The sequence below is a fragment of the Micromonospora coerulea genome, assembly GCF_016598485.1.
In the GTDB taxonomy this organism is placed as follows: domain Bacteria; phylum Actinomycetota; class Actinomycetes; order Mycobacteriales; family Micromonosporaceae; genus Micromonospora; species Micromonospora coerulea.
The window spans coordinates 1-12,385 of record NZ_JAEMUW010000056.1; the positions used below are offsets into that span (position 1 = coordinate 1).

8 protein-coding genes and 2 pseudogenes are annotated in these 12,385 nt (G+C 69.3%); 5 read left to right on the forward strand and 5 right to left on the reverse strand.

Translation table 11 applies throughout. The features are described 5' to 3' along the window. Nucleotides 1–436: 436 nt before the first annotated feature. Nucleotides 437–1,191 (reverse strand): annotated as a pseudogene (locus I8N68_RS31615) (SGNH/GDSL hydrolase family protein); the annotation flags it as partial. A gap of 494 nt (nucleotides 1,192–1,685) precedes the next feature. Here I8N68_RS31615 and I8N68_RS34130 point away from each other — a divergent pair. Together I8N68_RS34130 and I8N68_RS31625 are read left to right on the forward strand one after the other, a co-directional pair. Then, complete coding sequence (locus I8N68_RS34130) at nucleotides 1,686–3,860, forward strand: tetratricopeptide repeat protein (protein WP_200216776.1); 2,175 nt, start codon at nucleotides 1,686–1,688, stop codon at nucleotides 3,858–3,860. Nucleotides 3,861–4,193: 333 nt separating this feature from the next. Next, on the forward strand, nucleotides 4,194–4,451 hold the full coding sequence (locus I8N68_RS31625) for a UPF0158 family protein (protein ID WP_200216777.1): 258 nt from the start codon (nucleotides 4,194–4,196) through the stop codon (nucleotides 4,449–4,451). Between the two features lie 584 nt (nucleotides 4,452–5,035). On the opposite strand, the gene I8N68_RS31630 is transcribed toward I8N68_RS31625, so the two are convergent. Beyond that, nucleotides 5,036–5,503, reverse strand: coding sequence for a DUF1707 SHOCT-like domain-containing protein (locus I8N68_RS31630; RefSeq protein ID WP_200216778.1), 468 nt, complete (start codon nucleotides 5,501–5,503; stop codon nucleotides 5,036–5,038). A gap of 627 nt (nucleotides 5,504–6,130) precedes the next feature. Between I8N68_RS31630 and I8N68_RS31635 the strand changes: the two genes are divergently transcribed. Next, nucleotides 6,131–6,556: a VOC family protein gene (locus tag I8N68_RS31635; protein WP_200216779.1), complete on the forward strand. Its 426-nt coding sequence runs from the start codon at nucleotides 6,131–6,133 to the stop codon at nucleotides 6,554–6,556. A 1,462-nt stretch (nucleotides 6,557–8,018) separates the two neighbouring features. Here I8N68_RS31635 and I8N68_RS31640 read toward each other — a convergent pair. Together I8N68_RS31640 and I8N68_RS31645 are read right to left on the reverse strand one after the other, a co-directional pair. Next, nucleotides 8,019–8,619, reverse strand: a pseudogene (locus tag I8N68_RS31640) (transposase family protein); the annotation flags it as partial. A 298-nt stretch (nucleotides 8,620–8,917) separates the two neighbouring features. Then, entirely contained in the window at nucleotides 8,918–9,163 is a 246-nt protein-coding gene (locus I8N68_RS31645) for a hypothetical protein (RefSeq protein ID WP_200216780.1), read from the reverse strand. Nucleotides 9,164–9,820: 657 nt separating this feature from the next. Between I8N68_RS31645 and I8N68_RS31650 the strand changes: the two genes are divergently transcribed. Continuing rightward, on the forward strand, nucleotides 9,821–10,159 hold the full coding sequence (locus I8N68_RS31650) for a hypothetical protein (protein ID WP_200216781.1): 339 nt from the start codon (nucleotides 9,821–9,823) through the stop codon (nucleotides 10,157–10,159). A 207-nt stretch (nucleotides 10,160–10,366) separates the two neighbouring features. Here I8N68_RS31650 and I8N68_RS31655 read toward each other — a convergent pair whose 3' ends face one another. Next, complete coding sequence (locus I8N68_RS31655; protein ID WP_200216782.1) at nucleotides 10,367–11,119, reverse strand: GAF and ANTAR domain-containing protein; 753 nt, start codon at nucleotides 11,117–11,119, stop codon at nucleotides 10,367–10,369. Nucleotides 11,120–11,376: 257 nt separating this feature from the next. On the opposite strand from I8N68_RS31655, the gene I8N68_RS31660 reads away from it, so the two are divergent. Further along, the gene (locus tag I8N68_RS31660) at nucleotides 11,377–11,838 is read left to right on the forward strand and encodes an STAS domain-containing protein (RefSeq protein ID WP_200216783.1); all 462 of its coding nucleotides are present in this window, start codon (nucleotides 11,377–11,379) and stop codon (nucleotides 11,836–11,838) included. The last annotated feature ends 547 nt before the right edge of the window (nucleotides 11,839–12,385 follow it).

The following is a 12,385-nucleotide window of genomic DNA, read 5'->3' on the forward strand; positions in this document are numbered from 1 at the left end:
TTCCCCGATGTGTTGTTGCCGTCCGCCACCACCCCGCCGCCGACCGGGCCAGGGCCCGCCGCACCGCCGCCCGCCGGACCAAAGGCGAACTGTCCGGTAGCCGGGCCGGGGCAGCCACGGAGTGGGGGCCGGAGCGGGGTTCGATGCCGCCGGGACCATCCGGGGTGAAACGGTCGCCGGTCGGCCCGCGCCCGACGGCGGTGCGGGCGCGGGCGTCCGCGAGGGCCTGCCGGGCGTGCCGGACCACCTCGGTGGCCCGGCAGGTCACCCCCCGACGGGTCGCCCGGCCAGCCGCAACGCGTCGATCCAGACGAACCCTCCGCCCGTGCGCTGGCTACATCGCCAACTGTCGGACACCCAGAGTTGACACACCACGATCGCCTGTTCCTACCGTCACCGGCTCACTCACAGCGGCGACCGCTAGCGGTGGCAGGGCCACCGGGCTCAGCAGCGGCCGCTTGGGACCGATCAGGTCGCCAGAAGAGCAGCCGGTCAGCCGTCGCTTGACCCACGGCGCGAGGTGCTGTCCAGCCCATCGAAGGTCAGCGGCACGCGCCTCGAACCACGGCGTCGGCTCCGGCCGGCGCGGCGCCTGCAGCCATTCGGGGTCGCACTCGACGCCGAGGACATCCAGCACGTGCGCCGCCGCCCGGCGATGGCCAGCGGCCGACAGGTGAAGCCGGTCGGCGCTCCACAGTAGCGGGTTGAGGAACTCGTCGTCGGCAGCGAGGTCGACCAGCAGCGCGCCAGTCCCGTCGGCAGCCTGGGCGACGACCGCGTTGAGGGTCGCCACGCGGGACGCGACCCACCGCTGGCAGAGCTGACCGGGCACCCCCGTGGGAAACGGAGCAGCACCACGTCCGCTCCGGTCGCCCAGAGCTGAGCCACGACCTCGCCGAAGCGGTCGAGCATCGCGTGCGGAACGTTCGGGCGAAGCATGTCGTTGCCGCCGGCGGCGAAACTGATCAGGTCAGGGCGCATCTCCAGCGCGGCCGGCACCTGCTCGGCGACGACAGCCGGGAACACCCGGCCTCGCACGGCCAGATTCGCGTACCTGAAGGCCGGCCCCGCCTCCGCCTCCAACTGGGTGGCCACGAGATCGGCCCAGCCGCGATAACTCCCGTCCTCGTAGGGATCGTCCAACCCCTCCGTGTAGCTGTCCCCGACAGCCACGAACCTGGCCCAACGCATAGCCGCGTTCCTCCGTCTGCATCACCTCAGCGAGCCAACTTGGCCGAGCTCACCGCCGCTACACCGCACGGCAATGCGATCAGTGTTAAGAGCGGCCAAACGGCTTCACCAGCGAGAGCAATTAGCCCTTGTCCTGCTTGCGCTACTGACGAAAGGCCAGGTCGCGGAGCAGGTGGTCACGGCCACCGAGTCGAGGAGAGGCCAAAAGATCGGCCCACATAGCCGAGGCTGAATGTCAGCTAGCCCGGTTACAGTGATCGCCCCACTGTCAACCATTGAGGACCTTGCCATGGTGCTCGGCGTGGCCTTAGGTTCAGCAGCCTTGTCGTCGATTGTGACAACCCGCACTGCCGTTGTGGTGTCGCCTGAGGATCCTCAAGGACAGCGCTGGGCGTAGGGTGGCGGGCTGCCAGGGTGCTTCACAGCGTGGCCGGAGATCGCTTATGAGTCGCGGTAAGGGTGGGTGGCTGCCGTCCGCCGTAACGGGTGTCCTTGTGGCGGCCGCCGTCGGCCTGGTCGGCAACCTTGCCACCAACACCGTGGAGCTGTCGTGGCGGTGGTGGCCGGCGGTGGCGTGGACTGCGACCGGGGTGCTTCTGGCGGCGTCGGCAATCTTCGAGTGGGTGCGGCACGGATCCGGCGCGGACCCGGTCAGGATGGGCGCCTCCGGGTCGGAGGTCCGGGTGTTCGGGGCGATCCCACAGGAGGCGTGGCATTGGCAGGAGCGGCCGGATGAGGCGACTGCGCTGCGTGAGACGCTAGGAGGCAAGGGCAGGGCGGCGTTAGTGGCGTTGCCTGGTGAGCGGGGGGCCGGCAAGTCGCAGTTGGCGGCGGCGTACGCCCGGCGGTGTGTGGCTGACGGCTATGACCTGGTGGCGTGGATCAACACCGAGTCGGGGCCGGTCACCGGACTGGCGCTGCTGGCCGATCAGCTGGGTCTCAGTGAGGCGGAGCAGACGCCCGAGGCGGCGGCGACCGCAATGCGACGATGGTTGGAACGCGACGACCGGGCCCGGCGGCTGGTGGTGTTCGACAACGTGGACGACCCGGACGCGCTTGGCGGGTTCCTGCCGGCGACAGGCACCTCAAAGGTGATCATCACCAGTAACCGCAGGGAGTTCACCAGCATGCCCGGTATTACGGCGGTGTCGGTCGGCATGTTCACGCCCGCCCAGGGGCTGGCGTTCCTCGGTAAGGCGAACCGCCTGCCAACCACGGATGACGCTCGTGAGGTGGGTGAACAGTTGGGATGGCTGCCACTGGGGTTGGCGCAGGCTGCCGCGTACATGGTTCACGCCAGGCTCTCGTACCGGCAGTACCTTGCCGCCTTGGAGGAACAGGACCTGGACGAGACGCTGCGTCGCCAGGCCGGCACCGACCACCCCGGGGTGCTCAAGGCCACCCAACTCAGCGTCGCCGGATTGCGCCGTACCGCCGTCAGCGGCGATGCGGCTCGGCTGGTGACGGTGTTGTCGCTACTGTCCCCGAACGGGATCAACCGCACCCTGCTGACTCAGGCGGAGACGGCCTTGAGTCTCAAGGTCGGGCTGAGGCATGCGCTGCAGGTGCTCGCGGCCCGGTCCCTGATCACGCTCGGCGGTACCACGCAGGACCAGCACGGCGGCGACGGCGTCGTGGTGTCGATGCACCGCCTGACCGCTCGGGTGATTCGCCACCAGGCCGGTAAACCACCGGGCAAGGCGCTCGCCGCCGCGATCACCACCGCGACCCGGATGCTGCACACGCTCACCGACAAGTTCCCGTACACCGAGGTGGCCCACCGCCGCGCCGAACTCGACGAGCTCGTCGCCCACGTCCTGACCCTGCGCGGCTACAGCCACGACCCGTCCCACCTGCTCTTGAGCCAATGCGACTGGGCCGGCAGAGCCCTGTACGAGACGGGAGATCTCACCCGTGCCATTCCGGTACTCACGAGCACCCTCGCCGACCGGGAGCGAATCCTCGGGCCCGATCACCCCGACACCCTGACCTCCCGCAACAACCTGGCCGCCGCCCACCGGGCCGCCGGGCGCCACGATGAGGCGATCACCCTTCACCGGAGGACCGTCGTTGACAGGAAGCGGGTCCTCGGGCCCGAGCACCCCGACACCCTGACCTCCCGCAACAACCTGGCCGGCGCCTACCGAACGGCCGGGCGCCACGACGAGGCGATTTCGCTTACCGAGGCGGTGCTCGCCGACCGGGAGCGGGTCCTCGGGCCCGACCACCCCGACACCTTGGGCTCCCGCAACAACCTGGCCGCCGCCTACCGCGCCGCCGGGCGCCACGATGAGGCGATCACCCTGATCGAGGCGGTGCTCGCCGACTGTGAGCGGGTCCTCGGGCCCGATCACCACGAGACCTTGGGCTCCCGCAACAACCTGACCGCCGCCTACCGGGCCGCCGGGCGCCACGACGAGGCGATCCCGCTTAGCGAGGCGGTGGTCGCGGACTGCGAGCGGGTCCTCGGGCCGGACCACCCCCACACACTGACGAACCGCAACAGCCTCGCCGAGGCCTACCGGTCGGTGGGACGCCTCGACGAGGCGATCGCCCTGTACCGGCAGACGCTCGCCGACTGCGAGCGGGTCCTGGGACCCGACCACCCACTCAGCGTCACCGTTCGACACAACCTAGCCTCAGCTCGCCGAAGCAGATACGAGCGTTGACCGGCCACGGTGAATCCCGGGCGACAGACGAACCAGAGCTCACCGAACCGGCAGACTCAACCGGATCTGCCGCTGGTCGCGCTGTCGCTGGTCGAAGCGCGGACAGAAGCGGGTTTATGGTGGCCGGATGCTTGACCTGAGCAGGCTAGACCTGGAGGAGATCGCCACCGCGTTCGAGGACCAGACCGACTACGAGCACCGATGGCTAATCAACCCGCAGACCGGCGAGATCGTGTTCTGGACGACGGACGGCGGCATCAACGGACACACGCCCGTCGACCTCGATGACCTCGACCTGGTCTGTATTGATCCCCTGCCGTCTGGTACCAGGACATGGCCGACTTCGCCGATAGGATCAGTGACGCGGCGGCCGGCCGCAGAGTTGGGCGAGCTATCCAAGGCAAGGGCGCCTTCCGGCGGTTCAAGAACGAGTTGCACGAGGAGTATCCGCACCTGCTGCCGGCGTGGTACGCCTTCCGCGACGTGCGCGCGAAGCGGCGGGCGGTTGAATGGCTGGTCGACAACTCGCCGGTCGACGACGAAACGGGCCAGCGTTTCGTGGCCGAGCACGCAGATCCCGGCCTTCCCTGAGCTGGCGCCCGCGCCGCGCGACTTCCTGCACGACGAACGCACGCACCTGGCCGCAGCTCGTCCGGTCATGGCCGCCTCGGAGATCCCGCCGTCCTATCCTTCGTCGGGCACGTCGAGCCACGCCCGTCCGGGTGGTCCTCGCCCGGCAAATCAGGGCGGCGGCGAGGCCGGCCGGGCCGGTGGGGATGAGGCCGATGCTGGTGGTCACCGACACGACGGCACCGCGGTGCAGCCGGACGGAGTTCCTACATGGGACCGAAAATTGGGGGAGCACGATGGGAGCATCCGGGTGCGCTGAACTGCATCCAACGGCACCGAACGGCACTCAACTGCACCCACCCCGACCTGGCGATCTCCGTTTTCCCAGGTCAGAGTCGGTGCAGCCTCCTGCGGAAGACCGAAGTGGTCACTCGCTCGGCGCGTGGGCTGCTCGGGCCATCCGATCTTGGTTGACTGCTGTCTTACCGGGAGCCTCGCCCTACGTCGATTCCTACCCGCCGCACCGCCCGTCACCAGCACCGTCACTATGAAACGGGCTCATTGATCGCTCAAGAGGAGCGCCGGGCCCAAGGACCATCACAGGATCAGCAGCAGTTGGGTCCGAGTTCCTCCTGCGCTTGCCGATTGCGCGTCATGGCCATCAAGTGTTCGGCGTAGACCATTGCGACGCTCACGGTTACTGGCACAGCAAGAGTCCACCAGGCGCCGTATGCGAATCCGAGGACGACCGTGACCGGCAGCCCCACAAGCAGCGCGACGCCGACCGATACCGCCAGGGGCGAGATGTCGTCGTCGGTGTCTGCTGACGGGCCTGGCAGATTGGGGAGGTCGGGGTGGGGCGCGGGAGGGTCGGCGAAGATGCGCAGCAGCTCTGCCTGAGTGCGCGCCTCCCGGCAATCCGCCCACCGCTGATCGTATTCTGTTGAGTGGAGCCGCTCGGCGGCAAGATGTGCTTTGAGCGCCTTGCGCGCGGCCTCGCGTTCCGGGATTCCGACCCGCAGGTCGGGACGGGACTCGTCCAGGTCCTGGACGGGTTCCTCGGAGATGGTCACAGGCTGAGCGTAGGTCAGGAGTTGGATGCACCGCTTGGTGCAATGTTCCGCTATGAATGTCCCAAAGTGGCGCTGACGGCGCGATCTGGGCCCAGGACAAGCCGTGACCGCCAAGCGTTCACCGAAGGCTGCCACCATCGCTGGCGTAGTCGGCGGCCATCAGGCCGCCACTTGACGAAGTCTCGCCAAAACGCCACCGTGGCGTGCGCTTGCCAACGCGGGTTCGGCTCTGCGCCTGACACTCCCACATGCCACGGTGCTCTCGACCTCGGCCCCGACCGCAGAGTGACCAGGGCTTCGTGCGCGGTGACCTCTTCGGCAGTTCCGAAGGGGTCGAGTTGCCTCGGTGCAGTGCTGCCCACATGCTGTCCGTTGGAAGGGGGCCACACCTGCTCTCCGGGCTGGTACCGACCCCCCACGCCGTCGGCGACCGGCTACCGCTCGGCGAGGTCGCCGGGCCGCCCGCCCCGGGCACCCCGGTGCGGTTCCACCTGGTGCATTCCGGTTCCAGCCTGTGTATAAAGGGCCACGCCTCACCCGGTGTGGTAGCGGCAGGGCCGCTTGTTGCACCCCCCGAAGCAAGGGGCGGGTCCGAACGGGCGCGCCGGTTACGAGAAGGAGCAGATGATGACGACCCGTCCCGGGTTCCACCTCGCGATTCCGGTTGATGACCTGGCGCGGGCCCGCGCCTTCTACGGCGGCGTACTCGGGCTCGCCGAGGGGCGCTCGGCCGACGCCTGGGTCGACTGGAATTTCTACGGCCACCAGGTGGTGACCCACGTCGTACCGGCAGCGCGGCAGGCCGACGCGGGCCGCAACCCGGTCGACGGGCACGACGTACCGGTGCCGCACTTCGGACTCATCCTGTCGATCGAGGACTTCCACGCCCTGGCGGACCGGATCGGCGCCGCCGGCGCCGAGTTCGTGATCGAGCCGTACCTGCGGTTCGCCGGCGAGCCGGGGGAGCAGTGGACGATGTTCTTCCGCGACCCGGCCGGCAACGCCATGGAGTTCAAGGCGTTCCGGGACGAGTCGCAAATCTTCGCCAAATAGTGGCGGGCCTGCGAAGACGCCGACTGTGGGCAGGATGGGCCGTTCGCGGTCGGCTCGTCCGTGCCGACCGCGACCGGTACGTCGGTACGCCTACTGGACCTACTGGAGGGAGCGAACTCGGCGATGGACCCTGCCGGAACCCGTTTGGGTGCGCTCGCCCGCACAGTGCTGCAGCACGCCGCCAAGAGCTTGTTGCTCATAGCGGATAAGCCGCGTGACGTCCTCTTTTGCCGAGAACAGCACGTCCCGGACTACGTGTGCGGTCCGCCCAGCAGCCCAGCAGCCCAGCGCCGGCGGCGAGAACGTCGCTGCCAAGCTGTGATGATGATTGACTCCGAGCAGCCGGACCTGCTCGCCGGACTCGCGGGTGAACTCGACCCGCTCATGCGGCGCATTTTCAACGGCCAGGCCGCGATCTCGACAGCCACCGACACACCAGTGCGGCACCGGACGCGTCGACCAACCCGAGTCGACACGACCAGACCGGCGCGCGATCGACGCAAAACCGCACCCACCCCGAAGCAGACCCGACCGGTCAAGATCTCACGCCTGCTGCCCTCGCGACGGCAGGTTCCCGCCCCGACAGACCCCCCACCGGGAACCGGCAAGCGTCCGGCGGGACGGACACCCCAGGAAACCAACCCGCCAGGGCTGGTTCACCAGGTGCCGCACTCGGTTTCCACCACCGCCCCGCGACACCCACACCGGGTCCGCGAGGCAGTCCTCGGCTGCGGCTTCCACCGCCACGTACACGCCACCCCGATCACCCACGGGGACGGAAGTACCGGCAGGATGCCCGGATCACTGAGGACCACATAGGAAACCAGAGACGCTGCCGATCACAACGCCGCAACGTTGATCGTCGCCTGGCCGGCAGCGGCGGCAGTCCCGGGGTGGCGCGAGGGCCCATTGCCCCGGTCACACCTCACCGCCTGCAACGGGGCGTGAGAGCGGTAGGCTGTCGAAGCGGGTGAGCGATGGCCGATGGCCCGCCCCAACCACCCGCCTCCCTTCCCGGCTTGCAGTTGCGAGTGAATCCGTTGGGCGCTGCCTTGTACATCTTGGAGTCTATTTTGACAGATATAACCTCGCCCGCCCTGAATCCCTTCGGTTCCGAGGGGGACGGGGAGACCGACCGCGACCGCGGGCGGGCCGTAGACGTAAGCGCAGCCACGATGACCCGCATGCGCACCCCGTTCGTGTCCGGGGACACTGACCGCGGAACGGCTGACGAGACCGGCCGACAATAGATGCCGTCGGACCGCGGGCCCTGAAGCCGGTGCCGTCGCCTAACCGTTCCGCGGCCACCCATGCAGCAGCGCATCCCACTCGGAAAGCGCTATCGGTGGCACGGGACGGCGTGGAGCGCGCGGCAGCCGGCAAACGGGTGGTCTCCGCTGCGGTCGCCGTCACCCGGGACTACGCTGCCCGCCGCCATGTGGGCCGCGCCGCGACGGTGCCGGCGGGACAGCTTCGGCCGGTACCGGTGGTGCTTGAACGGCGCGGCGTGCGCTCCCGCCGGCTGCCTGGTAGCCCTTGTCCGCGAAGGTCGTCACGTCGGCGCTGCTCAGCGCGTCGATGATGTCGTGAGCGCGGGCGGCGCTGAGGTCGTGGGTGGCGCCGGGCAGCGCGGCCGATGCCCAGATGAGCGGACCCGCCGCGTCCGCGATGACTTGCGCGTTCACGCCGTGCCGCTTGTGTTTTCCGGAGTGGTAGGGCTTCTGGTCGGCCACCCGGTCGATCGGGATCAGCGTGCCGTCGAGGATCGCGTACGCCAGCTTGCGGATGCGGTCCATGGCGGTGGCCAGGTCGGCGGCTGCGGCGAGCAGAGCGACGGCTTCGCGGACGTGGCGCCAGGCGGTGGCGACGCCGATGCCGAACCCGGCGGCGAGGCGGGCGTAGGTGTCGCCGTTGCGCAGGTGGGTGAGGGTGAGTAGGGCTTGCCGGTCGGGGTCGAGGCGCCGCCACCGGGATCGACGCTGCCGGCGGTGGTTGCGGAGGCGTTCGGCGAGGTGGTTCAGGGTTCGGCTGGACAGCGGGATCGTGGCGGGGTAAGACAGCACGGTGAGGCTCCCGGTCGGGGCATCGGGTCTTGGTTGACCGCTGTCTTACCTGGAGCCTCGCCCTCATCGATCCCCGGGCTGCTCGCACCCGCCGTGACCAGCATGATCACGATGAAGGCCGGCGTCCGGCGCCGCAACCTTGACTACCAGAGCGCGAAACTACCGCCTCCTGAGCCGGTCGGGCACCGACACGGACCCGAGGAACGGGCCCTCGGTCTCGCGCCATGCTTCGCGCCGCGCGGTACGCCCGCTCACCCGGTCTGAATGAGGGAGATTTCGCCGGGCGCGGGCCGGTCCATCATGGCCGACGCGGTGGGTACCTCGTCGAGGCCGGGGTGAGGGTGATCAGCTCGGCGGGCCGCAGTACGCCGGTGGTGACCAGCCGGAGCAGCTCAAGATAGGCGTGCGCGGACATGCCGTGACTGCCTCGCCGCTCCAGCTCGAATGCGATCACCAGCTCCATCGGCAGGGCCGGGCGGACCTGGGCGGCGGGGAGGAGTCCGACCTGCACGTGCCGTCCAACGAGCAGGGGGGCCTTGTTCATGTCCACCTCACCGGAGACGGTGATCAGCCTGGTCGGTGTCTTGACCCGCCCGCCCGTAACCCGGCTACCCGTGTCCCCACCCGTACCCGCGCACATCCCCTCGCCCGTTCGGCCGGGCGGCCGGGGCGGCTGTGTTCCCAACCGCCCCGGCCTAGGTAGCGCCGGAACCCGGGTACCGGCGGGGCACCTCTGCCCAGCGTGCGCCCTGTCGCGCTAATGGCCAAGCCGGGGACGAAAGCCGTTGGGTGTGCCGCAACCCCGCTGCGCGGGAGGTGGAAAGGGGATCTTGTCCCAAAAGCGGGTCGTACGCGACCATCGGCGCTGACGAGGCGCACGACCTTTTTCGTGCCGCCTATGTGGACCTCGCGGATGTCCGACGCCGGTCCGGACGGTATGGACGTGCGCAGCGGGGGTACCTGGCTGGGCGACGTCACGATGATCCGGCTGTGCTATTCCCGCGCACGTAGGTGGGGACCAGGCTCAACCCCGACCTGCAGATCAACCACGTCTCCTGCTGTCACCGGACCGGCCGCAGGGCGTCGAGTCCAGCGACATCGACGTGCTCACCGTGGGCCTCCCGCGCCTGGTCGAGGAGGTCGCCGAGGCGGGGACCGGCGTCTGCCGGCTGGGATCCTGCGCTTAGACGGCGCGCGGCCGGTGTCCCCGGCCGCGGAGCGGCGCTGGCTCGCGACGCTGGCCTACGTCGAGCAGACCGTGCTGGCCGACCATGCCGTCGCTGGCAATCCGCTGGTCACCGGCCAGACCGCCCGCCTGCTCGCCGCCGCGGCGCTGGCCACCTTCCCGGGCACCACCATGGGTAGCGAGCCGCGCGGACCGGGCCAGGTGGCGCCCGCCGCGATGCGCAGGGCGATGGCGTACGTCGAGGCGCACGCCACCGGCCAGGTCTCGATGACCGAGATGGCAGCCGCCGCGGGATCGGAATCCGGGCGGTGCAATACCCCTTCCGTCGAGCAGGACATCACGCCCGCCGGGTAGGCCAGTCGGGTGCGTCACGAGCGCGCCCAGGGCGCCTGCGGGCCGTCGGCCCGCTCGTCTACGACACCGTCGCCGCCATCGCGGTCAGGTGGGAATTCGCCGACCCAACACGCTTCGCCACCGGCTACCGGGCGGCCTATGGGCCCGCCCAGCCACACTCTGACGCCGAGGGGGCCACGGCCAGCCTCCCGGCGACTGCTGCCCTGGTCAGGAGTGTTGGCGGGGCACCACGAACTCGGTAGCCGGCTGCGGTGGCCGGCCGGTGACCTGCGTGATGATCTCCACGGCGACGTCGCGCAGTTTGCGGTTTCGGTGCTGCGACGCCTGCCGGAGCAGCACGAATGCCTCGGCCGCGGTGCACCGCTGCTGGCCCATCAGGACGCCGAGGGCTTGGTCGATGACGCTGCGGGAGGCCATCGCGTCGGTGAGCTGTTGATGCAGGAGGGCCTGGTCGGCCTGACGGAGGATGACGGTCAGGGCCGCCGCTGCCTGGTGGGTGAACGCCATGGCGTGCTGGCGTGCTGTGTCGGTGAAGGCGGCGGGGTGGGTGGCGTACAGGTTCAGGGCGCCGACGGTCTCGCGGTCGACCGTCACCGGCAGCGACAGCGAGCTGACGATTCCGAGCTGGAGGGCGTGCTTTCGGTATCGGCACCAGCGTTCGTCCTCGCGCAGGTCGACGACCTCGACAGCCCGTGCACGACGCAGAGCCTCGAGACAGGGCCCCTCGTCAGCGCCGTACTGGATTTCGTCGCCACGGGCGGCCAGGTCGTGGCTGCTGGCGATGGTGAAGGCACCGCCGTCCCGGCGCATGGTCAGTCCGCACGCCACGGCGGGGGTGACGACCTCCGCCGCGACCCGGACGACGTGGTCGAGGAACACGTCGACGTGGGGCGAGTCGGAGAGCAGGGCCAATAGCTGGCCGTACGCCGAGGCCAGGTGCGATTCAGCAGCATCGGACACCACCGCTACCTCCTGAAAACCATGTGTCCGTTCGTTCCACTGCGGGGGCGAGGCCGCTGCCCTGGCTCGCTCCTGGGGGAGTCGCCGGCCAGCGCGCCTGTTGCCGACGGGCCCACGCTTCCTGATGAGCGGGGTGCGCATCGGGCGGGACCCGGCTAGGGTCGAGGTGGGTTCGGACATGAGCCCAGGACCTGCGCCGCCCGCCGACGGCGGGCCGAGCGCTGATCCGGTCCCAGATCCTCACCGAGGAGCAGCTCATGTCCGTCCATCAGGCGCCGCACCCGGCAACGCAGGAAACCACCCGCGAGCCGATCCTGTCCCTCTCGGTCCTCGGAGAAGGCCCGGCGGCGGTGGTGCAGGTCCGGGGGCCGCTCGACATGGACACCGTCGGCCTGCTCGTCGAACTGGTGGACAGCGTGATGGCCTGCCAACCGCCCCTGGTGCTGGTGCTCGACCTGAGCGGGGTGGACTTCTTCTGCGCTGCCGGAATCACCGCGCTGCTGACGGTGCGCCGGCGGGTCGCATCGGGCGGCTGTGCGCTGGTGCTGCGCCAGCCGTCCCGGATCACCGTCGCCGTCCTCGACATGGTTGGTCTAGCGGACGAGTTCACCATTGAGTTGACCTGCCTTCCCTCCACGTCTGTCGGGTCGTACACCACGCCGATGGGGGAGGCCTACCCCGAAGTTGATCAACCTAAACCTGCCGAACATGCCCAGTGATCCACAGCCCCGGGCAGCTCTTTCAGCCGCATCGGTGGCTGGTCTGCACCGGTGATCCTCTACCCTCGGGACGCCATCCGGTGCGGGCGCTGACCCAGCGGTCCAAGCTCGTTACGAGACCCTCGTTCCAGCCCAATGAGGGCATGCGTGCCCAATGAGGGCACGCGTGTGCTGCCCCGGATGGATGCCGGAAGCGAGGAACTGCTCGAGGACCTCGCTGCTCTCCCATGATCTCATCCAGCGGGCACACACAGGCATCTCACATTAGGAGGCGAGCAGCGACTCGCCTGCTCACCAGCGGCCGGGCACGAGGAGTCCGGACGGCTCCCGCCATCACCAGGTGCGCCGCCCAACGGTGCGGGACATGCCGGGTGACCCATCGATATGCAGGTGCCCACGTCCGATCCTGCAATCCACCGACCCGCTTTTCTCGAGCTGAACGTAACGGATTAGGCACGATCAGGGTGGGCGTGACAAGGTGCTGGTAGTGCACGCCGGGTAAGGGGTAACGATCAGTGGTGGATTCGCATGAACGTCGCTGGTCTTG